At 43.1% G+C, this 21405-nt stretch carries 16 protein-coding genes; 14 read left to right on the plus strand and 2 right to left on the minus strand.

Annotated elements, in window-relative coordinates; genetic code table 11:
• Nucleotides 1-7 precede the first annotated feature (7 nt).
• On the plus strand, nt 8-1855 hold the full coding sequence (recQ, locus tag H5123_RS18500; RefSeq protein WP_165870194.1) for a DNA helicase RecQ: 1848 nt from the start codon (nt 8-10) through the stop codon (nt 1853-1855).
• A gap of 4 nt (nt 1856-1859) precedes the next feature.
• On the opposite strand, the gene H5123_RS18505 is transcribed toward recQ, so the two are convergent.
• Nucleotides 1860-3704, minus strand: coding sequence for a diguanylate cyclase domain-containing protein (locus H5123_RS18505; RefSeq protein ID WP_182698909.1), 1845 nt, complete (start codon nt 3702-3704; stop codon nt 1860-1862).
• A gap of 528 nt (nt 3705-4232) precedes the next feature.
• Between H5123_RS18505 and leuA the strand changes: the two genes are divergently transcribed.
• The 6 genes from leuA to glpK all read left to right on the plus strand — a co-directional run bounded on the left by leuA (nt 4233) and on the right by glpK (nt 12567).
• Entirely contained in the window at nt 4233-5801 is a 1569-nt protein-coding gene (gene leuA, locus H5123_RS18510; RefSeq protein ID WP_124018362.1) for a 2-isopropylmalate synthase, read from the plus strand.
• Entirely contained in the window at nt 5798-6892 is a 1095-nt protein-coding gene (leuB, locus tag H5123_RS18515; RefSeq protein WP_182698910.1) for a 3-isopropylmalate dehydrogenase, read from the plus strand. Before leuA ends, leuB begins: the two co-directional genes overlap by 4 nt.
• The gene (leuC, locus tag H5123_RS18520) at nt 6892-8304 is read left to right on the plus strand and encodes a 3-isopropylmalate dehydratase large subunit (protein ID WP_182698911.1); all 1413 of its coding nucleotides are present in this window, start codon (nt 6892-6894) and stop codon (nt 8302-8304) included. Before leuB ends, leuC begins: the two co-directional genes overlap by 1 nt.
• A 21-nt stretch (nt 8305-8325) precedes the next feature.
• The gene (gene leuD / locus H5123_RS18525) at nt 8326-8931 is read left to right on the plus strand and encodes a 3-isopropylmalate dehydratase small subunit (protein ID WP_182698912.1); all 606 of its coding nucleotides are present in this window, start codon (nt 8326-8328) and stop codon (nt 8929-8931) included.
• A gap of 477 nt (nt 8932-9408) precedes the next feature.
• Nucleotides 9409-10761: an outer membrane protein transport protein gene (locus H5123_RS18530; protein WP_182698913.1), complete on the plus strand. Its 1353-nt coding sequence runs from the start codon at nt 9409-9411 to the stop codon at nt 10759-10761.
• 309 nt (nt 10762-11070) lie between these two features.
• Complete coding sequence (gene glpK, locus H5123_RS18535; protein WP_182698914.1) at nt 11071-12567, plus strand: glycerol kinase GlpK; 1497 nt, start codon at nt 11071-11073, stop codon at nt 12565-12567.
• Nucleotides 12568-12578: 11 nt separating this feature from the next.
• Here glpK and H5123_RS18540 read toward each other — a convergent pair whose 3' ends face one another.
• Complete coding sequence (locus H5123_RS18540; RefSeq protein WP_124018368.1) at nt 12579-12899, minus strand: hypothetical protein; 321 nt, start codon at nt 12897-12899, stop codon at nt 12579-12581.
• Between the two features lie 1033 nt (nt 12900-13932).
• On the opposite strand from H5123_RS18540, the gene mraZ reads away from it, so the two are divergent.
• The 7 genes from mraZ to mraY are packed head-to-tail and all read left to right on the plus strand — an operon-like array spanning nt 13933 to nt 21392.
• Nucleotides 13933-14391 (plus strand): division/cell wall cluster transcriptional repressor MraZ, encoded by a 459-nt coding sequence (mraZ, locus tag H5123_RS18545; protein WP_124018369.1) that lies wholly within the window; start codon nt 13933-13935, stop codon nt 14389-14391.
• Between the two features lie 25 nt (nt 14392-14416).
• Nucleotides 14417-15358, plus strand: coding sequence for a 16S rRNA (cytosine(1402)-N(4))-methyltransferase RsmH (gene rsmH / locus H5123_RS18550; RefSeq protein ID WP_011639222.1), 942 nt, complete (start codon nt 14417-14419; stop codon nt 15356-15358).
• Between the two features lie 14 nt (nt 15359-15372).
• Nucleotides 15373-15687, plus strand: coding sequence for a cell division protein FtsL (gene ftsL, locus H5123_RS18555; protein WP_124018370.1), 315 nt, complete (start codon nt 15373-15375; stop codon nt 15685-15687).
• A gap of 11 nt (nt 15688-15698) precedes the next feature.
• Nucleotides 15699-17447 carry a penicillin-binding transpeptidase domain-containing protein gene (locus tag H5123_RS18560; RefSeq protein ID WP_124018371.1) on the plus strand — a complete coding sequence of 583 codons (1749 nt, stop codon included), beginning with the start codon at nt 15699-15701 and terminating at the stop codon, nt 17445-17447.
• Nucleotides 17434-18924 (plus strand): UDP-N-acetylmuramoyl-L-alanyl-D-glutamate--2,6-diaminopimelate ligase, encoded by a 1491-nt coding sequence (gene murE, locus H5123_RS18565; RefSeq protein WP_182698915.1) that lies wholly within the window; start codon nt 17434-17436, stop codon nt 18922-18924. Before H5123_RS18560 ends, murE begins: the two co-directional genes overlap by 14 nt.
• On the plus strand, nt 18921-20309 hold the full coding sequence (gene murF / locus H5123_RS18570; protein ID WP_182698916.1) for a UDP-N-acetylmuramoyl-tripeptide--D-alanyl-D-alanine ligase: 1389 nt from the start codon (nt 18921-18923) through the stop codon (nt 20307-20309). The genes murE and murF overlap by 4 nt, the downstream gene beginning before the upstream one ends.
• Nucleotides 20310-21392 carry a phospho-N-acetylmuramoyl-pentapeptide-transferase gene (mraY, locus tag H5123_RS18575; protein WP_124018374.1) on the plus strand — a complete coding sequence of 361 codons (1083 nt, stop codon included), beginning with the start codon at nt 20310-20312 and terminating at the stop codon, nt 21390-21392.
• Nucleotides 21393-21405: the final 13 nt, after the last annotated feature.

The raw sequence follows: 21405 nt of genomic DNA on the forward strand, positions 1-21405 counted from the left end.
TGTGTGAATGGATACTCCGATTTCGACCAATATTGCGTCCTCAGATGTGTTGACGACAGAGCAAGATGTACTTGCTGCAAGCTTACAGCAAGTTTTTGGTTATCGTGCCTTTCGTGAAGGGCAGCGAGAAGTCATTGAGCAAAGTTTACAAGGCCAAGATACGCTTGTGATTATGCCTACCGGTGGCGGCAAAAGTATGTGTTATCAATTGCCTGCTATTGTACTGCCTGGCGTGACTATAGTGGTATCGCCGTTAATTTCGTTGATGAAAGACCAAGTCGACAGTTTAATGCAAAGTGGTGTATCCGCCGCCTATCTCAATTCATCTTTACCGCGTGAACAAAGTGCTGAGGTATTACGTAAACTTCATTCTGGCGAGATTAAATTACTGTATGTGTCGCCAGAACGTTTGTTGCGTCCTGATTTTATTGAGCGTCTTCAATCAGTAAATATTTCAATGTTTGCTGTAGATGAAGCGCATTGTATTAGCCAATGGGGTCATGATTTTAGGCCTGAATACGCTGCATTAGGTCAGTTAAAAGAATATTTTCCTTATTTACCTTTAATGGCCTTAACTGCAACTGCAGATCATGCCACGCGTTTGAGCATTTGCGAGCGCTTAAGGGTGACGCCTTATACCTTATTATCGAGTTTCGATCGCCCTAATATTCGTTATACCGTGGCAGAAAAACTCAATGCAACCAATCAGCTGCGTCAGTTCTTAACTATTCAAAATGGCACCAATGGTATTGTGTATTGCAGTAGTCGGCGCCGAGTAGATGAAGTGGCTGAACGTTTACGCTTGCAAGGGTTTAATGCTCAAGCTTATCACGCCGGATTAAGTCAAGAAGAGCGCAGTAACGTTCAAGATAAATTTCTCAAAGATCAAATTGATATTGTGGTCGCGACGGTTGCTTTTGGTATGGGGATTAATAAATCTAACGTACGCTTTGTGGTGCACTACGATATTCCTAAAAGCATTGAAGCCTATTATCAAGAGACCGGTCGAGCTGGCCGTGATGGTTTAGATGCTGAAGCTTATATGCTGTTTGATCCAGCAGATATAGGCCGAGTCAGGCATTTAATTGAGCAATCTGAACCAGGCCCACAGCAGCAGGTCGAATTTCATAAATTACATACAATGGCTGCATTTGCTGAAGCGCAAACGTGTCGCCGCCAAGTGTTACTAAATTACTTTGATGAAGTCGCCTCTGAGCCTTGTGGTAACTGTGACATTTGTCTGGCACCGCCGAAACGATACGATGGCACTGAAGATGCGCAAAAAGTGCTGTCTTGTATTTACCGTTTGCAGCAACGCTTTGGCATTCACCATGTTATTGAAGTATTACGTGGTTCTAAAGCGGCTAATATTGTCGATAGAGGCCATGATAAATTATCGACGTGGGGTATTGGTAAAGATAAATCAACTGAGTTTTGGCTCAGTGTTATTCGTCAGTTAATCCATTTGGGTTTGATGAGTCAGGATATTACCCGCGGCTCTGCGATTAAGCTCAATCCTGCCGCCAGACCAGTGTTAAAAGCTGAGCTATCGCTCATGTTAGCGGAACCAAGGATTCAATTACTTGATGTTAAGCGTAAGCCTAATTCACGCGCTCCACAGCAATATGATCGTAAATTATTTGCTCGGTTAAAATTATTGCGCCGAGAACTGGCTGAGAAAAATGACATTCCTCCATACCTAGTCTTTAACGATGCCACACTGGCTGAAATGTGCGCCATGCTGCCAACCAGTCCAGGAGAAATGTTGGCGGTAAACGGCATTGGTCAAATAAAGCTTGATCGCTTTGGCGGCGAGTTTTTAGATGAAATCACTGAATATTTGACCCAAGGTTAAGCGGTTAATTTTCGTCATGAGAATAAGACGTTTCCTGAGACTTTATTTTATTCAGTTGATTAATTACCGCTTTTTTTACTAGTACGTCAAAAGTATCGAGTTGTTGTAAACCCGCTATGCCGATATTGACTTTGAGGGCCGTTTTCCATTCGCTGAGGACTTGTTCAATTTGGGTTGCCACTCTTGCGGCCCCGGCGGGGGATGTGTGTGGCAGTATGATGATGATTTCATCAGTGTTATGACGAAACAATTTATCTTGCTCTCTGAGAGTATGTTTGAGGCGTGGGATGATAAATGCCAAGTCCATGGTATTTATATGATTGATATTGAGTAGTAATAACGTCAGTTGATAGTGCCCTTGCTTGGCACTATTTAACATATTATCGATACATTGTTGTTGGCTTTCTTCTTGCTCCTCAATATTAAGATGCTTTGGTTTTCTGACTAAAAACAGCACTAGCCCAACGGATAAGAATAAAATAATTAGCACTGCAATGGTTAAATTTTGGTTGATATTATTGAGCGGTTTTTCTGGTATTGTGCTGGCTTCACTTTGCGCGGTGATTCTGGCTTTATACTGCATAAAATGAGCATTGTTTAACTTAGCTGCAGCTTGTTTGGCGGCATCAAAACGCTGCACTTGAAACTGGTAAGCGGATTCGAACTGCTTTTGTTCAGCGTAGTATTGACTGATAATTTGGTTAAATTCTTCTAAATCAGAAAATTGTTTAAGTTCAGTTGCTTGTTCAATAATCTCATTAAGTAGCGACAATGCTTGAATATCTTTATGTTGTGCAAAATACACTTTGGCTAAGGTGCGCTTGATGCGCATAACGTAAAGAGGCTCTTGGTATTTCATGAAAAGAGCGATGCTCGAATGTGCGAGTTGTTCAGCAATATCATAATCGCCAACGTATAAATGAATTATTGCAAGTAAGGCATATTGATTTGCTGCATCCCTCTCTGAGCTTATATCTAAATCTTTACTGAAGTTTTCGGCCAAATTTAAATAATACAGCACCTTGGTTTTATCATTTAGCGCAATATGTATAAGTGCTAGATTGATTGTCACTGTGGATTTTATTTTTCCAAAAAAGGAAGTATCTTTATAAGCCGCTTCGGAAAAATGTAGAGCATCTTCATAATCTCCCATAGAGAAAAATACATTAGATATTTCTGATTGTATAAATGATTTGGGCAACAAGTACCAATGCTGAAATTGGTTTTGTGCTTCATCATAAATATCTAACGCAAAACGCAAGTCTTCAATGGCCGAATTATAATTTTCTAGGCTAGTATTTTGTCTACTTCTGGCATAAAGGCTATTTACAATTGCTTGCTTCTCAGAGTAACGCTTGGCTAAACGAAGCGCTTCTTCGGTGAGTTGTTGTTCTTGTAGCGTATTGCCAAGGCTTTGGTGTGCATCGGCTTGGCACTGAATGAAATAAGGGCGAGCGGTATCGTATTTAAACTGTCTGGCCTTCATCTCCCCTTGTTTTGCCAAGGTGATTGCCTGATTAAACTCACCAAATTCCAGCAAATTAAAGCAATGAAGTAGCGTTAAGCGCAGTGCGTTGATATTGGCTAATGGTTGTTGATTATGTTGTTGCTCAAGTGACTCAATTAGTGCTTTTGCTTCCGCGGAACGTTGAGAATTAATATTACTGATTACATTGAGCTGCTCACGAACACTCAACTGTTGAGTTTGGCTAATAATGTCGCCGGAGAGTAATAAAGATTGCGATGGTTGTGCTAAGGCTGGTGTTGCGACTAAATGCAGAGTTAGGCCGAAGATTAAAGCAAAAATGCGACTACCATGATATTCAATACTCTTTCTTGATAACGTCATCGTCATATATCAATTTTATATGGGGTACGTGCAGTATACGATTATTTATCTTGAGAAACATAAAAATATAATTGATGCAGCCACTTAGCTTGATGTTTATTTGTACTTTGAGAGGTAAGTTCATTAATTGAAAGCAAATCAATATTGGCTGATCACGTCGTTGTTTAACTGTAATGAGGCACTAGTACGCTATCATCTTTTTCACGTTAGTTAAATTAGGGTTGACACAGAAGGCTGGTCGCGTTACATATTAGGTATAGACATAATTGTATGTCGCACAATTAGCATATTTAGTTATTAAAAGTGAATATTAACGGCATGAACACACAATCAACTTTACTCGGACTCCTTCTCCTCTCACGCATACCCTGCGCGGAGTCCTTTGTGTTACATGCAAAATAATTCATTAAGCATACACAAACCCCGCGCTAACAGCCGCGGGGTTTTTTGTTTCTAGCCCTTTTGAAATGTACTAGTTGTGATGTTTACAGTTAGGTAAATATACATGATGGTCGATGGAGAAATTCGATGTCCAATAGAGTCATAATTTTTGATACTACCCTACGTGATGGTGAGCAAGCACTAGCAGCAAGTTTAACCGTTAAAGAAAAGCTGCAAATTGCCTTGGCGCTTGAACGTTTAGGTGTTGATGTGATGGAAGTGGGTTTCCCGGTTTCTTCTCCTGGTGATTTCCACTCGGTGCAGACCATTGCTAAGACCATCAAAAATAGCCGAGTGTGTGCATTGTCTCGTGCACTTGAAAAGGACATTGATGCTGCCGCCCAGGCATTATCGGTTGCCGATCAATTTCGAATTCATACCTTTATTTCAACTTCGACCATTCATGTTGAAAGCAAATTAAAGCGCTCGTTTGACGATGTACTTGAGATGGCGGTCAATGCGGTAAAGTATGCTAGACGTTTTACTGATGACGTTGAGTTCTCCTGTGAAGATGCCGGCCGAACCCCAATCGATAATTTATGCCGAATGGTAGAAGCAGCGATTAAAGCGGGTGCTCGTACGATTAATATTCCCGATACAGTGGGTTATACCGTGCCAAGTGAGTTTGGTGGCATTATTCAAACCTTATTTAATCGAGTACCGAATATCGACCAAGCGGTGATTTCGGTTCATTGTCATGATGATTTAGGTTTATCGGTTGCTAATTCTATTGCCGCAGTTGAAATGGGGGCACGCCAAGTAGAATGTACTATCAACGGTATTGGTGAGCGCGCCGGGAACTGTTCGCTAGAAGAAATAGCTATGATTTTAGCGACCCGTAAAGATTTGCTTAATGTTGAGTGTGGTATTAACGCCAAAGAAATTCACCGAACCTCATCGCTCGTCAGTCAATTATGTAATATGCCCATTCAAGCTAATAAAGCTATTGTGGGAACCAATGCGTTTTCTCACTCATCGGGTATTCATCAAGATGGCATGTTAAAAGCTAAAAATACTTACGAAATTATGACGCCAGAAAGCATTGGCTTGAATCGTAACAATATGAACATGACCTCACGCTCTGGCCGCCATGTGATTAAACATCGTATGGAAGAAATGGGTTATCAGCCAAGTGATTATGATATGGATAGCCTGTACGAGCAGTTTTTAACCTTGGCGGATAAAAAAGGTCAGGTATTTGATTACGATCTAGAAGCATTGGTATTTATGGAGTCGCAAGCACAAGACGATGATAAGTATCAGCTACAGCATATGATGGTGCATTCAGATTCGACTGAAGGAGTTGCCACCGCGACAGTGCGTATTGCGGTAGATGGTCAAGATATTACCGAAGCATCGACAGGAAACGGACCAGTCGATGCGGCTTATAATGCCATTGCACGTGCCACTGGTCGTCAGATCAATATTACTAACTATAAATTAAGTGCCAAAGGCGAAGGTCAAAATGCGCTTGGGCAAGTCGATATTACTGCCAAATATAGCGAGCAGATGTTCCACGGTGTTGGTTTAGCCACCGACGTGGTTGAAGCGTCAGCTAAAGCGTTAGTCCATGTGATGAACTTAGTATACCGCGCAGATAAGGTTGCTGATTTTAAACAACAGATCCATAAAGAAAGGGAGTTAGGTAGCGTATGAGTTATCAAATAGCAGTTTTGTCGGGTGATGGTATTGGTCCTGAAGTGATGGCTGAAGCGCGTAAAGTGCTTAGTGCAGTAGAAGCGCGTTTTGGATTAGACATTAACTATACCGAATATGATGTTGGCGGCATTGCCATTGATAACCATGGTTGTCCTTTACCTGACGCTACTTTAAAAGGCTGCGAAGCCGCGGATGCGATTTTATTTGGCAGTGTGGGTGGCCCTAAGTGGGAGCACTTGCCGCCAAATGATCAACCTGAACGCGGCGCATTATTACCGTTACGTGGTCACTTTGAGCTATTTTGTAATTTACGCCCAGCAAAATTACATGACGGTTTAGAGCACATGTCACCTTTGCGTAGTGATATTTCCGCCCGTGGTTTTGATGTTTTGTGTGTGCGTGAGTTAACCGGTGGCATTTATTTTGGTAAACCCAAAGGACGCCAAGGAGAGGGGGAAGATGAGGAAGCCTTCGACACTATGCGTTATAGCCGTCGTGAAATTAGCCGAATTGCCCGTATTGCTTTTGAAGCCGCCCGTGGACGTAAAAACAAGGTCACTTCAGTAGATAAAGCCAATGTGCTGGCTTGCTCAGTATTATGGCGCCAAGTAGTAGAGGAAGTGGCTAAAGATTTTCCTGACGTTACCTTAGAGCACATCTATATTGATAACGCGACTATGCAGTTATTACGTCGCCCTGATGAATTTGATGTGATGTTATGTTCTAACTTGTTTGGCGATATTTTATCCGATGAAATTGCCATGTTAACCGGATCTATGGGCTTGTTATCTTCTGCAAGTATGAATAGCACTGGCTTTGGATTATTTGAACCCGCAGGTGGCAGTGCGCCTGATATTGCTGGTAAAGGCATTGCGAACCCAGTGGCGCAGATTTTATCTGCCGCATTGATGTTGCGTCATAGCTTAAAGCAAGAAGATGCCGCAAACGCTATTGAACGTGCAGTAACAAAAGCACTAGCAAGTGGTTATTTAACTGGGGAACTGCTTTCTGCCGATAAGCGCAGCGAAGCAAAGTCGACAGCTCAAATGGGTGACTTTATCACTCAGGCAATTAAGGATGGTGTGTAATGGCCCAAGTGACCGGTAAAACCTTATATGAAAAAGTGTGGGATGCTCATATTGTTGCTAGCCCAGAAGGTGAAGCGCCAATAGTGTATGTTGATCGCCATTTAGTCCATGAAGTGACATCTCCACAAGCCTTTAGTGGTTTAAAAGTGGCTGGACGTAAGCTACGTGCGCCACAAAAAACCTTTGCGACAATGGATCACAACACCTCGACCCGCAGTGCCAGTCTTGATGCGCTTAGCCCTATGGCACGCACTCAAGTTGACACTCTAGCGCAAAATTGTAAAGAGTTTGGCGTGCGCTTATATGATATTCATCACCCAAATCAAGGTATTGTCCATGTAATGGGTCCCGAGTTAGGGATTACTCTGCCAGGTACTGTGATTGTTTGTGGCGATTCACACACTGCGACTCATGGTGCATTTGGTGCATTGGCATTTGGTATTGGCACCTCAGAAGTTGAGCACGTGCTTGCAACACAGACTTTACGTCAGTTAAAAGCCAAAACCATGAAGATTGAAGTTCGCGGTAAAGTGACCGATGGTGTAACAGCGAAAGACATCGTATTAGCGATTATCGGTACTTTAGGCATGGATGGTGGTACAGGTTATGTGGTTGAGTTTTGTGGTGAAGCTATTGAAGCATTAACCATGGAAGGACGGATGACCTTGTGTAATATGGCCATCGAAATGGGCGCGAAAGCCGGTATGGTAGCACCTGATGAAACCACTTTTAATTACCTTAAAGGGCGTGAGTTTGCACCTAAAGACGCCATGTGGGAGCAAGCCGTTGCAGCTTGGTCGCAATTGAAGACAGATGCTGATGCGGTATTTGATGCTGAAGTGGTGCTTTACGCTAACGATATTGCACCGCAGTTAACTTGGGGTACTAACCCTGGGCAAGTGGTGGCGATTGATGGCGTAGTACCTAACCCTGAGCAAGAAAGCAATGTAACTAATCGAACCAGTATGGTGAAAGCATTAGAGTATATCGGTCTTACGCCGGGTACCAAGATGACAGATATCAGCATTAATAAAGTCTTTATTGGTTCTTGTACTAACTCACGTATTGAAGATTTACGCTCAGCTGCTGCGCATGCTAAAAATCGTAAAGTGGCAGAAGGCGTAGTCGCGATTGTCGTGCCAGGATCTGGCCAGGTGAAGTTACAGGCAGAAGCGGAAGGCTTAGATAAGATTTTTATTGAAGCAGGTTTTGAATGGCGTTTACCGGGCTGCTCTATGTGTTTAGCGATGAATGATGACCGCTTAGAGGCGGGCGATCGCTGTGCATCAACCAGTAACCGTAATTTTGAAGGTCGACAAGGCCGTGGCAGTCGCACCCATTTAGTGAGTCCTGCTATGGCTGCTGCTGCAGCTGTTGCTGGGCACTTTGTTGATATTCGTCAACCTTATTAACGAGCTAAACAAGGATTTTTTATGCAAGCTTTTACAGCACATACCGGTTTAGCGGTAGCCATTGATAGCGCTAATGTTGATACCGACCAAATTATTCCCAAGCAATTTTTGTCTAAAGTTACGCGTGACGGTTTTGGGGTTCATTTATTTCATGATTGGCGTTATTTAGACGATGCCGGTGATAAGCCAAATCCTGAATTCGTATTAAACCAGCCTCGTTATCAAGGTGCTTCAATTTTAATCGCCCAGGAAAACTTTGGTTGTGGATCATCTCGTGAGCATGCGCCTTGGGCGTTAGCGGATTTTGGCCTTAGAGTGATCATTGCGCCGACATTTGCGGACATTTTTTACGGTAATTCGATCAATAATGGCTTATTACCGGTTAAGTTAACATCCACAGAAGTACAGCAATTGATTGATGAAGTGTCTGCCATACAAGGTGCGAAAATTACTGTAGATTTACAAGCGCTAACGGTGACGTCACCTTCTAGTTGTGTATTCAGTTTTACTATTGTGGAGTCTGCACGGCATAAGTTGCTTAATGGGTTAGACGCAATCGGATTAACACTGTCATTTGAGCAACAGATTAGTGACTACGAAGCGCATATACCGGCTTGGTACGCATAATCTTTTATTACAGAGTGTGTTAGGGTGTATTTATATCTGATGAATCACTGATTAAAAACCTCTTCATTACATCATGAAGAGGTTTTTTACTTTTTAATTGTAAAAAGTTTTATGTAACCATTTTGTGTCACAATTTTTTTAGCGTCAGAGTTTAGATCAATACGGTTAATTATTTTAGCTTACCTCTGTACGATATATTTTTTATAAGATACTGATTTTTAATTTTAAAATTTTAGCGATTCGCATCATTGATGAATTAAGTGTACAGCCATACCGTTTTATCCTTCCCCGAAAAATCATTAAATCAAAAGTTTGATCACGATCACAATTTGAAATTCAATCACTCACTTCTTGTTCGGTCTCTTTGTGCTGTTGCAAAGCTTTTTTGGATCAGTACACTGACGACTTCATTTAAATCGAGCTTTTGCTCTATATCAGTCGATTTATGCAGTTTGAATCTAAACACAGAGAATCATAATGAAAAAAACAGTGTTAACACTGGCGATAAGCGCCATTGTATTTGGGGCAACAACTCAAGTGAACGCCGCAGGTTTCCAACTTGCAGAATATTCAGCAACAGGTTTAGGCCGTGCATTTGCTGGTGAAGCTGCTATTGCAGACAATGCGTCAACTCAAGCGCGTAATCCAGCCATGCTGGCTTATCTAGAAGGCCGCCAAGTGTCAGCGGGTGGCATCTATGTTATGCCGAATGTTGATGTTGTTGGTGATGTGGCTATTTCTTCACCATTATTAGGTTCAGAGCCATTAGTCATAGGTGCTGACGCATATGATGTTGCCGACAATGCCCTAGTACCGAACTTTTATTATTCAAATCAGTTGAATGATCAATGGACTTGGGGTCTAGCGATTAATTCTAACTATGGTTTAGCCACCGATATTCCGGTAGCGGATGCGGCGGCTATTTTTGGCAGTAAAACCTCAATTACTACGGTCGAATTTAATCCTAATATAGCCTACCGTGTAGATGAATCATTTACCGTTGGCGCAGGTCTTCGAGTGGTATATGGCGAAGGTGAAGTTGGTGCAACCGCTCCTGGTTGGATTGATGCGATTAAAGCTAACCCTAACTTACCTGCAAGTATTGGTGCGCGCTTACCTTCTGGTGGAACCGAGTTAAAGTCAATGAAAGGTGATGATGTTGGCTATGGCTGGAAAGCGGGCGCGAGCTGGCAAATTAACTCAGCTAACCGCATCGGTTTGGCTTATCACAGTAGTGTCGATCTTAAATTAGACGGTCATGTGTCTGGTGTAATTTATAATGGCGGCCAAAACATTGAAATCGAAGGTTACTTACCGGTTGAATTGCCTGCATTTGCAGAGCTTGCTTCTTATCATCAGTTAACTAAAAACTGGGCTATGCATGCCAGTGTGAATTGGACTGAATGGAGCGTATTCGAGCAATTGGTGGCGTATTTTCCTGGTGATGTTAAGCCTGTAGGTAACCTAGAGTCAGACGTAGTTAAAGAAGAGAACTTTAAAGACAACTGGCGTTATGCCCTTGGTACTACTTATACCCTTAATGACCAATGGACATTACGTGCTGGTATGGCGCTAGATAAAACGGCGGTTGATGATCAACACCGTACTACAACCATTCCTGATTCTGACCGTTTATGGTTCAGTGTGGGTACTGGTTACCAAGTGTCTAAAAATCTGAATGTTGATCTGGGTGTGACTTACATTCGCACATATGGTGATGCACCGATTACTGAGAACCAAGATCTAGTAGGCCTTGCTGCAGTGAACTTTACTGGTGAAGCAACTGGCGATGTATGGTTAACCGGTATTCAGTTAAACTATAAGATGTAATCAGCTCTGCTAGTGTTGATCGTTAAGGCCTCGCAGTTGCGAGGCCTTTTTATTAGTTAAATAGTGATAAAACGTAAGATTATTTTTATCGTAATAACAGTGATAACTTGAGTCGCGCGGTACTATGCTTTCAAACCATGAACACCGTAATTTACATTCCTGCGGGTGTGACTAGATAATTAACCCCTTGGATATTAGTAAAGGCAATTGCCTGCAATAATTATATTTGTCGATCTAGTATGTGATATGGGTTTATTAAATAGACAAATAATACAAAAATAATCATATTAAAATGATATAGGAACTCAGATGGCTGCCAAAAAATACATTGTCGCATTAGATCAAGGCACGACAAGTTCTCGTGCCCTTGTGTTTGATCATCAAGCAAATATTGTCGCCGTTGCTCATCGTGAATTTACTCAACATTATCCGCAAGCTGGTTGGGTAGAGCATGATCCTATGGAGATATGGTCTTCACAAAGTTCAGTGTTGGTGGAAGTACTGACTCGAGCAGGAATTAGTCGTCATGATGTCGCTGCAATAGGGATTACTAATCAACGTGAAACCACTATAGTCTGGAATAAGCATACTGGTAAGCCAGTATGTAATGCGATTGTATGGCAATGTCGCCGCAGCCAGACAATATGTCAGCATCATAAGGCCTTAGGGGCTGAAGATATGGTGCGCCAAAAAACTGGACTAGTACTAGATCCATACTTTTCGGCGTCAAAAATTGAGTGGATTTTAGATAATGTTGCAGGGGCCCGTGAACAAGCTGAAGCCGGTGATCTATTGTTTGGCACGGTTGATACTTGGCTGGTGTGGAAACTCACCCAAGGTGAAGTTCATGTGACCGAACCAACCAATGCATCTAGAACCATGTTATTTAATATTCACACTAAACAGTGGGACCAAGAGTTACTCAATCTGTTTAATATCCCTCGTTCGATGTTACCTGAAGTGAAACCCTCATGCGCCATTTATGGCTATACCGAACTTGCAGGCAACTCAGTTCCTGTCGCTGGGATGGCTGGCGATCAGCAGTCGGCATTATTTGGCCAATTGTGTATTGAGCCTGGTATGGCAAAAAATACCTATGGTACTGGCTGCTTTTTGTTAATGAATACCGGTGACAAAGCCGTTGAGTCAACTCATGGTTTATTAACGACCATTGCGATTGGGGCTGACACAAAAGTGAATTATGCCCTAGAGGGTTCGGTATTTATGGGGGGCGCTATTATTCAATGGCTCCGTGATGAGTTAGGTCTTATTGCCGATGCGTGTGACACCCAATATTTTGCCGACAAAGTGGATGACACGAATGGCGTCTACTTGGTGCCAGCATTTGTGGGTTTAGGAGCCCCTTATTGGGATGCTGATGCCCGAGGTGCCATCATAGGCTTAACCCGCGGCGCTAATCGAAACCATATTATTCGAGCCGCATTAGAAGCCATTGCATATCAATCTCGTGACGTGCTGGATGCCATGAGTAAAGATTCTAATGTGCCGTTAACACAAATTCGAGTCGATGGTGGTGCGGTGGCAAATGACTTTTTAATGCAATTTCAAGCTGATATTACAGGTGCAACGGTTATTCGTCCTCGGGTCACTGAAACGACTGCTATGGGGGCTGCATTTCTAGCGGGTTTAGCTGTTGGGGTATGGCAGTCGACTGATGAGTTGCAGATTATGTTGTCTACTGAGCGCGAGTTTACGTCAACTATGGACGAAGCTACTCGAGCAAAGTTGTACCAGGGGTGGAAGCAAGCTGTGTCGCAAGTCAGCCCAAACGGTAACTTTGCTTAACGAAGTAAGCATTACACTTCAATATCAATATGCTGGCTGGTGGTTTCTCCACGGGTGGAGAATCGCTTATCCGTTTTCATTGGTCTAATTCGGCTAGCGCCATTTTTTTTCTCATTAACGGTTCTCGGTTTAGAACGCCTTTCTTGACGAGGGGCCTCTTGGCGTTGAATCGGGACTTTATGAGCAATATTAGGTGGCAATTGTGACTGTGGCGCCTCGTGGCTGTCGGCGCTGATAGCACTGGTATGTTTGACGTTTTCAACAATCCGTTTACGCTCACTCACCGCCTGTACTGGCCTAGCCAACATGGCATAAATGCTATCGATACTCATGATGCTCTCCCATATTGGTTAAATGAATGTGATTGTTAACCACCTTAACTGTTTATCGGCACAAATTGATTAAAATGTAATCTTTTAGATAGAAGCTCATTTAGGAAGCGCTTTTATCAGGTGGATCATTGGCGTTATCGCTACCCACTGCCGAAAGTAGATATGATGAGCCATGTTAATCTTCAATTGCTTTAAATTTGTTCAACCATTACCCCACGCTAGCAGAATAATACCAACATCGCGACACTTTCCTACTTCAACTCAGCCAGGTATTAAGCGCGAGCTGGATGTAGTCTTTGCGTATTCACCTTGTCGTTCACTTGCATTCATGAGCGCTTTTTACTATTTATCCATTGAGCTAATTCAACCTTGTACCTTTTGAGGCATTAAGAAAAATTAACTGTGATTACGAGATGAATTGATAAAATGCTTGCCCTTAACATAGGGCCTTTAATGTCCAACATTGTGATATTTAACCGTGGATGTTAACCATAATTTGATGATGATTAATTGCTTAAGTATTGCGACCCTGCTTATTTAAGCAAAATGTCTATTAAGGTTAATCATGAGTTTGTGTGCTTTACAAACTGCGCGTTACATACTGCTATCGAGAGCAATGGGTAGATATAAAGGTAAGATTAAGTGGTTTTTTAGCCATATAAAGTAGACCCAGTCGACTATTTGTTAATTTTTAATGAACTTAAAACCGAGTAGCTGAGCAGTATTACGATATAAAGATGGAGTATTCGAACCATAAAGTAAGTTTAATAAAAAAGATCTCCAGTCTATTTTAGCCGATAAAGTGACCGTTATGTCTCTGGTTTAACTCATTTACCCTGATTTTTAGCTGTTTTTTTCAGACGGCTCTGTCATTCATCCCGCTTGATATTAATTTGCTGCTAACCCGCTTGGGGTATGGATTTAATATATCTGTCCATTGCTTGACAACACTTGCATAGAGTCCCTAAACTTAGCATTTGTGGGAAGAAGTGGATCATTGTGGATCAAATGATAACAATAAGGGCTAAATAACGTGTTTCGTGGCGCCAGTGCAATCAACATGGATGCAAAAGGACGGATCGCAATTCCAGCGAGATACCGTGATGCGTTACGTGTGGAGCATGCCGGCACTGTGATTATGACCGTTGATATTGATGCCGCTTGTTTGTTGATTTATCCGTTACACGAATGGGAGCAGATTGAAGCAAAGTTGAGACTGCTTTCTGACACTGATCCACTTGAGCGATCCTTTAAACGAAAATTACTAGGTCATGCACAAGATTGTGAACTAGACAGCCACGGACGTATTGTGATTCCGCCGGCATTGCGAAGTTTCGCCAGCTTAGAAAAGAAAACCATGCTGGTGGGCTTACTGAATAAATTTGAATTATGGGAAGAGTCAGCTTGGCAACAACAAATGGATGATGGCAATACGCTCATTCAAAGCCAAGATTTAGCCAGCAATGAACGCTTGGCACACTTTTCACTGTAGTTATCTAAAAGGTTAGAAGAACCCAATGAGCCAAGAGTTTGCCCATTTATCTGTATTACTCAATGAGACCGTAGACGGACTCAACATCCAAAGTGATGGCATCTACATTGATGGCACTTTTGGCCGTGGTGGGCATTCGCGTCATGTGTTAAGCCATTTGGGTGAAAACGGTCGCCTAATTGCGATTGACAGAGATCCGCAAGCGATTGAGGCAGCTAAACAGTTTGCTGATGATCCACGCTTTCAAATTGTTCACGGTGGCTTTGGTCAATTAGCTGAATATGTCGAAGAACTTGGCCTGACGGGCAAAATCAATGGTGTATTGCTTGATCTTGGCGTGTCGTCGCCACAATTAGATGATGCAGAACGCGGCTTTAGTTTTTTACGCGATGGCCCGCTCGATATGCGTATGGACAATAGCCAAGGTCAAACTGCAGCCCAGTGGATAGCACGTGCAGAAATTGAAGACATGGCATGGGTATTTAAAACTTATGGTGAAGAAAAAAATTCGCGCCATATTGCACGATGCATTGCAGCCGATCGTGAAAAAACGCCTTTTTTACGCACGAAAGACTTAGCTGATTTGATCGCGCGGATCACCAAAAATAAAGAGCGAAATAAGCATCCTGCCACGCGAGTGTTTCAAGCTATCCGCATTTATATCAACAGTGAATTAGAGCAAATAGATCAAGCGCTTGAAGGTGCTTTAGCTGTGCTAGCTCCCCAAGGTCGCTTATCAGTGATCAGTTTTCATTCTTTAGAAGATCGTATGGTTAAGCGTTTTATACGCCGCCATAGCCAAGGTGAAAGCGTGCCACATGGATTACCTATCATGGAGGCCGAGCTTAATAAATCGCGTAAATTAAAGGCGGTGAGTAAAGCACTAAAGCCTTCTGATGCAGAATTAGAGTTAAATCCACGCGCGCGCAGCTCAGTGTTACGAGTTGCAGAGCGTCTGGATTACTAACTATCGAGGGTAATGTGAGCCAATCACCATTAAATTTACCTCGAATTGTATTACTCGATATGTGGCAGCACAAATGGGTGTTGCTTCTTATTTTATTAATTGTAATCAATGGTGTAGCCGTAGTTTATACCAGTCATGTAACGCGTAAATTGATCACTCAGTGGGATCAATTGTTGCAAGAGCAAGATCGCTTAGATATTGAATGGCGAAACTTATTATTAGAAGAACAATCGCAATCAGAGCACAGTCGTGTGACTCGAATTGCAACCAAAGAACTAAACATGTCTCGGCCGCTTCCTAAGGAGGAAGTTATCATTCGAGTCCAGTGAGCATAGGGAATATGGCTAGACAAGCGAAGCAGAAATTAGGTCACGAACTCATCCCATGGCGTTTATACGTTGTGGTGGGATTCGTATTGCTATTATTTTGCAGTTTAGTTGCCCGTGCAGCCTATATTCAAATTATTGAGCCAGATAAACTCCGTCACGAAAGTGATATGCGCACCCTACGCACAACCAGTAACCAAGTTCAGCGAGGTTTAATCACTGATCGCAATGGCGATATGCTCGCAGTCAGTGTACCTGTGCAAGCGGTGTGGGCCGATCCTAAGCACGCTCATGACCAAGATGCATTTAAAGATATGCGCCGTTGGCAAGCTCTTGCCGATGTACTGCAAGAGCCAGTCGATGAGCTGGTGGATAAAGTTAAAAATCACCCGAATAAGCGCTTTGTATATTTAAAACGTCAGGTAACCTCCGCCGTTGCAGACTACATTGAGCAGTTGAAAATCGGTGGCATTTACCTTAAAGCAGAATCTCGCCGTTATTATCCTTCAGGTGAAATTGCCGCTCAGTTAATCGGTATTACCAATATCGACGATGTCGGCATTGAAGGCATTGAAAATACTTATAATACCTGGTTAACAGGCACACCCTCTAAGCAAAAAGTCCGTAAATCTCGCGATGGCAGCGTGGTTGAGCGTTTAGATATGGTCCAAGAGGGCGAAAGCTCTAACGATTTAGTGCTCAGTATCGATCAGCGTATTCAGCAATTAGCCTACCGTGAATTAAAGCGTGCAACAGAAGTATACCAAGCGACATCTGGGTCTGTGGTGGTGATAGACGTCAATACCGGTGAAGTGTTGGCGATGGTCAATACTCCCTCATATAACCCTAATGCCCGTGATAATTTGCAGCCACACCGCATGCGTAACCGTGCCTTAACTGACACATTTGAGCCAGGGTCAACAATTAAACCTTTTGTTGTTGCTGCCGCGCTTGAAGCTGGCACAGTGAAAGTCAATGAATTGATATCGACATCGCCTGGTTGGATGCGCATTGGCGGGCGTCAAGTGCGTGACTCGAGTAATTATGGTGACATGACCTTAGCCAAAATTCTGGTGAAGTCGAGTAACGTAGGAATTAGTAAACTGTCCTTGTCTATGCCCATTGAACAATTATTAGGCACTTACCAATCTATGGGGGTCGGCAATTATTCAGGGATCAATTTAACCGGTGAAAGTGCTGGGTTAATTCATAATCGTCATCGTTGGTCTGACTTTGAGCGTGCCACTCTGTCTTTTGGTTATGGTTTTACTGCCACTCCGTTACAAATTGCCCGTATGTACGCCACCTTAGGCAGTGGTGGAATATTGTATCCTGTGTCTATTTTAAAACTGAAACAGGCGCCCGAAGGTAAGCAGGTTATTTCACGTAAAGTCGCCTATGACGTTATGGAAATGCTCGTTGGGGTTACTGAAACGGGAGGCACGGGAACTAAAGCTCATATTGATGGCTACCCTGTAGCCGGTAAGTCCGGTACTAGCCGTAAAGCGGTAGCGGGTGGTTATGGCGATGATTATGTTGCTTTATTTGCCGGTGTGGCTCCAGTTCATAACCCTCGTTTAGCGATTTCTGTGGTCATTAATGAACCAAAAGGTGACAAGTATTACGGTGGCGACGTAGCGGGTCCCGCCTTTGCTAAAATTATGTCTGGTGCTTTACAAATGCTTAATGTTGAACCTATTTCAGAGCAGGAAGCCGTTCATTTGGCTACTGCGCGAGGAGCGCAGACCAATGTTATTAAATGATTTATTAGCGCCATGGTTCCATTACTCTGGTCGCGAATCGATTAGTGGTTTAACCCTAAATAGCCGTGAAGTGCAAGCTGGCAGTTTATTTGTGGCCCTGCCTGGCTATAAAGTTGATGGTCGATCATTCATTTCTCAAGCGGTTCAAGCAGGCGCTACAGCAATACTTATCCATACTGATAATCCAGATGAACATGGCTTAGTCGATCGCCTTCAGTATAACGTGCCATTAGTGTATTTTTTTCAATTAGGTCGGCAGTTATCGGCCGTTGCCGCGCAGTTTTATTTGTCCAACCGTCAGTCGTTGTCATTAATTGGTATCACAGGAACTAATGGCAAAACTTCGGTCAGCCAAATTATCGCGCAAATAGTTGCCTTACTTGGTCATCAAGCCGCTGTTATGGGCACATTAGGCAATGGTTTGTGGGGGCAACTTGTTGACAGCGGTAATACCACTGCCGATGCGATCACCATTATGCGTCAGCTTGGTGAATTTATTGCTCAAGGCACAGAAGTGTGTGCCATGGAAGTCTCAAGCCATGGCTTAGTCCAAGGGCGTGTCGAAGCGGCGCCGTTTGAGATTGCTGTGTTTACTAACCTAAGCCGTGATCACCTAGATTATCACGGTGATATGGACTCCTACGCTGCGGCTAAAAAACGCCTATTTCAATTTCCTAGTGTCCAACACGGGGTGATTAATATTGATGATGCTGTTGGCGCAAAATGGCTGACTGAACTGGCAAATGATAAGCATAAATCTTTCAGTATTAAGGGTAATACTACAGCCGACTTTTACTGTGACGCTATTGAATATCATGATGCTGGTGTTACTGCAACGCTACATTTTGTCGAGATCGATAGCGGCCAACGAGTAAGTACGCCGTTTAGTTCACCGTTATTAGGTGCCTTTAATTTATCGAATCTTTTGGCCGCGATCTCTGCTTTGTACCTTCAAGGAATGGCAATGGCATCGATATTGGCCGTCATTCCAAAACTGGTGCCTGTGGCTGGTCGTATGGAGCGTTTTGCCTCAATGAATAAGGCTACTTTAGTGGTCGATTACGCTCATACTCCAGATGCCATTGAACAAGCACTAAAAGCGTTAAGACTGCACTGCAAAGGCACATTATGGTGTGTATTTGGTTGTGGCGGCGATCGTGATAAAGGTAAACGGCCTTTAATGGCACAAGCCGCAGAACAGTATGCAGATAAAGTCATGATCACTAGCGATAATGCTCGCAGTGAAGATCCGCAAACTATTATCGATGATATTTTGCAGGGCATTAGTCAACCGCAAAATGTGCTTAGCCAGGTTGACCGTATTGAAGCGATTACCCGTGTAGTGTCATTGGCACAAGCTGACGATATTGTACTGCTTGCTGGAAAAGGCCATGAAACCTATCAAGAAGTGGCTGGTGAGCGAATTGACTACGATGAACGTGCGTTAGCATTAACCTTGTCTCAGGAGGCATCATGATTAGCGTCACTTTGTCGGAATTGGCTCAGCATCTTAATGGCATGTTAGCAGGCCAAGATAGATTGATTAACAATGTCAGTACTGACAGCCGTAATATTAGCGCGCAATGCTTATTTGTTGCTTTAAAAGGCGAGCGTTTTGATGGCCATGATTTTGCCGTAACAGCCATAAACAATGGTGCAGAAGCGCTTTTGGTTGATCATTTATTAGTGGATCACCCTTTTGGCGCCGATATCCCGCAAATTGTGGTCGCCGATACGCAAAAGGCGCTGGGTCAGATAGGCATATTTGTTCGTCAAGCTGTGGCACCTATTTGCGTGGCATTGACCGGATCAAACGGTAAAACCAGTGTTAAAGAAATGCTAGCCACTATTTTAGCTCAGCACCATAAAGTGTTATTTACTGCAGGTAATTTTAATAACGAAATTGGCGTGCCATTAACCTTGATGCGTTTAAGTGAAGGCGACGAATACGGGGTATTTGAGCTTGGTGCAAATCATAGTGGTGAGATTGATTACACCTCATCATTAGTCCATCCACGAGTCGCACTGGTGAATAATGTCGGCAGTGCTCACCTTGAAGGATTTGGGTCGCTTGAAGGCGTTGCACAGGCAAAATCGGAGATATTTAATCATCTTTCACAAGATGGCACAGCGATTATTAATGCTGACGATAAGTTTGCCGATTTTATGCTGCAACGCTCCAAAGACCATAAACAATTACGTTTTTCATGTGACATGAATGTTGATGCAGACGTTACCGCGACAAATATCGTGGCCGATGCCAATGGTTGTTATCAATTTACATTGACGTTTAACGGCCAGCATGTGCAGGTACATTTGCCATTGGCTGGAATGCATCAAGTGAGTAATGCTCTTGCCGCGGCATCAATGTCGATTGCGTTGGGATTATCGCTTACTAACATTGCCCAAGGCTTTTATTTACTCATTCCCGTAAAAGGGCGTATGCAGCCACATGAACTTGGCCGAGTGTTATTAATTGATGATAGTTATAACGCTAATCCAACATCCGTGAGTGCAGCAATTGATTGGTTGCAACAACGTGATGGATATCGTTGTTTAGTGCTGGGAGATTTAGGCGAATTAGGCGACAATGCCGCCCCTTTGCACGCTAGCATTGGAACGCAGGCTAAAAATGCAACAATCGAGGCGCTGTTTTGTTGTGGTCAGTTATCGGCCAATACCAGTGAAGCATTCGGTAGTGAGCATTTTCCAGCTCAAGAAGCATTGATCGTGGCATTAAAAAAACAGTTAGCAAGCACCACAGGTCATATCACAGTTTTAGTTAAAGGTTCCCGCAGCGCCGCCATGGAGCGAGTTGTGGACAGTTTATTAGATGCCTATGGGCGTGGGGAGTTAGTGTAAATGCTGGTTTATCTAGCCGAGTATTTAACCCAGTTTTATTCTGGGTTTAACGTTTTTTCATATGTAACGTTTCGGGCTATTTTAGGCTTGTTAACCGCATTGGTGTTTAGTTTGTGGTGGGGGCCGATATTAATTAAGCGCCTGCAAATGCTGCAAATTGGCCAAGTGGTTCGAAGTGATGGCCCTGAGTCACACTTTAGCAAACGTGGTACGCCGACCATGGGCGGCATAATGATCCTTGCGGGTATTTTTATCAGTGTGCTGTTATGGGGTGATTTATCTAACCGTTACGTGTTAGTTACCTTATTCGTATTAGCCACTTTTGGTGCGATTGGCTTTATTGATGATTACCGTAAAGTGGTAAAAAAAGATACTAAAGGCCTGATTGCTCGTTGGAAATATGCTCTACAGTCTATCGCTGCGTTAGTGGTGGCAGTGTTTTTATATAGCTCCTCGACCATGGGTGGGGAAACCCAATTAGTGGTGCCGTTTTTTAAAGATATTATGCCTCAGTTAGGCATGATGTTTATTGTTTTAGCGTACTTCACCATTGTTGGTGCGAGTAATGCGGTGAATTTAACAGATGGCTTAGATGGCCTAGCGATTATGCCAACCGTAATGGTCGCCGCAGCTTTTGCATTAATCGCTTACTTATCTGGTCATGCTCAGTTTGCCAGTTATCTACATATCCCTCATTTACCTTTAGCGGGTGAGTTAGTGATTGTGTGTACCGCAATGGTAGGCGCAGGTTTAGGTTTTCTGTGGTTTAACACTTATCCAGCGCAAGTGTTTATGGGCGATGTGGGTTCATTAGCACTGGGCGCAGCTTTAGGTGTGATTGCTATTTTAGTTCGCCAAGAAATTTTGCTGGTGATTATGGGTGGCGTTTTTGTTATGGAAACCGTATCGGTGATCCTGCAGGTGGGCTCATATAAATTACGCGGCCAACGCATTTTTCGTATGGCGCCGATCCATCATCATTATGAGTTAAAAGGGTGGCCAGAGCCGCGGGTTATTGTGCGTTTTTGGATTATCTCGTTGTTTTTAGTGTTACTAGGTCTTGCGACGTTAAAATTACGCTAAGCAATTAATAAAG

The sequence above is a fragment of the Shewanella sp. SR43-4 genome, assembly GCF_014163845.1.
GTDB lineage: Bacteria > Pseudomonadota > Gammaproteobacteria > Enterobacterales > Shewanellaceae > Shewanella > Shewanella vesiculosa.